Annotated in this window: 2 protein-coding genes; one reads left to right on the top strand and one right to left on the bottom strand. The window is 65.9% G+C overall.

Annotated elements, in window-relative coordinates:
* The coding region (locus RDN59_RS12270) for a LysR family transcriptional regulator (RefSeq protein WP_308608079.1) at positions 1–326 on the bottom strand (326 nt) is incomplete at its 3' end.
* A gap of 100 nt (positions 327–426) precedes the next feature.
* Between RDN59_RS12270 and RDN59_RS12265 the strand changes: the two genes are divergently transcribed.
* The coding region (locus tag RDN59_RS12265) for a thiamine pyrophosphate-binding protein (RefSeq protein WP_308608078.1) at positions 427–1,623 on the top strand (1,197 nt) is incomplete at its 3' end.

The raw sequence follows: 1,623 nt of genomic DNA, 5'->3' as shown, positions 1-1,623 counted from the left end.
GTCGTCGGCGTGGCCGCCACGCGCAGCGCCGGAATTTTGCCCGCCCGAAGTGCCTCCACCGCCTGCCCGGCGCGCCCGGATTCCGCGAGGAGGCGGCGGCAGGTTGGGATAAGGGCGTGCGCGGCGTCGCTCAGCACGAGCGCAGATCCGGCCCGCACGAAAAGCTCGAGGTCCAGTTCCTTTTCAAAGCGCCGCAGCTGGCGGCTCAGCGCCGGCTGGGTAATTCCGAGGCGTGAAGCGGCAGCGGTCACCGTCCCAGCCTCAGCCACCGCGAGGAAATATTTGGCCTTCACCATGTCCATTCCCCCACTTTTACCAGTAGCCATGCCCTAAGTGCATAGCTTTAGAGCTTTAGCGACATTAGACAACATGGCATCACCAAAGAATAATGAGACCACTACCACAACATCACCAGGGAGGTTCTCCATGTCACACGTCGGCGCCGCCATTGCCGAATCCCTCGCCGCGCACAACGTCACCCGCGCTTTCCTCGTGCCCGGCGAAAGCTTCCTGCCCGTGCTCGACGGCCTCTACGATTCCCCCGTGAAGGCCGTCGTCACCCGCCACGAAGGCGGCGCCACCTACATGGCCGAAGCCCACGGCAAAGCCACCGGACAGCCCGGCGTCGCCATGGTCACCCGCGGCCCCGGCGCGGCCAACGCCTACGTGGGCATCCATACCGCCTGGCAGGACGCCACCCCACTCGTCCTCTTCGTCGGTCTCATCCCCACCTCCGACCGTGACCGCGAGTCCTTCCAGGAGTTCGACCCCAAAGCCTGGTTCGGCACCCAGGCCAAGCAGGTCTTCGTGCTCGATGATCCCTCGCGCGCCTCTCGGGTTGTGGCCGAAGCATTCTTCCAGGCCCAGCAGGGCCGCCCCGGCCCCGTCATCGTGGGCTTGCCGGAGGATGTTCTCCACCAGGAGTTCACCGGCAGCATCCACCCACCCATCCCGGTGTCGGAGGGCGCGCTTTCCGACGATCACCTGGACCTCCTCTCCCGCGAACTGAGCCGCGCAGAGCGGCCACTCATTTTCGCCGGCGGCCCGCGCTGGACCCCAGAGGCCGCGGAGAAGATCACCCGCTTCGCCGAAGATCACCGTATCCCTATCATCCAGGACTTCCGCGCGGCCGACCGCGTCCCCTTCGACTCCCCCGCCAACGCCGGCTGGCTCGGCTACGGACGTGATCCACGCGCGGCGCAACTTTTGGAAGCCGCCTCCCTCGTCATCGAAGTCGGTGCCGTTCTCGGTGATGTTCCTACCGACGGCTATACCTTGCGCCAGTCACCGCAGGCACGCAATATCGCCATCAACCTCGATACCGGCCTGCGCGGCCACTCGGTGGCGCTGCTAGAACACATCGTGGCAAGCCCCGTGGCCTTCGCTAACGCCCTGGACCGCCTCAGCGTCGAGGGCAAGGATAAGCGCGGCGAGTGGTTCGATACCGCTCACGCGAACCACCTCGACTTCGCCACCCTTCCCGAGCCCGCGGACTACCGCCCGGGCAACGAGGGCACCGCCCACATGGAGGCCATCCTCGCAGCACTCCACGAACAGCTGCCCAAGGATTCCATCTACACCTTTGGCGCCGGCAACCACTGCATCTGGGCCCAGCAGTTCCTG

Origin of the sequence: uncultured Corynebacterium sp. (assembly GCF_902489365.1) — a bacterium.
GTDB lineage: Bacteria > Actinomycetota > Actinomycetes > Mycobacteriales > Mycobacteriaceae > Corynebacterium.
This window is presented reverse-complemented; position numbering and strand designations above follow the sequence as displayed.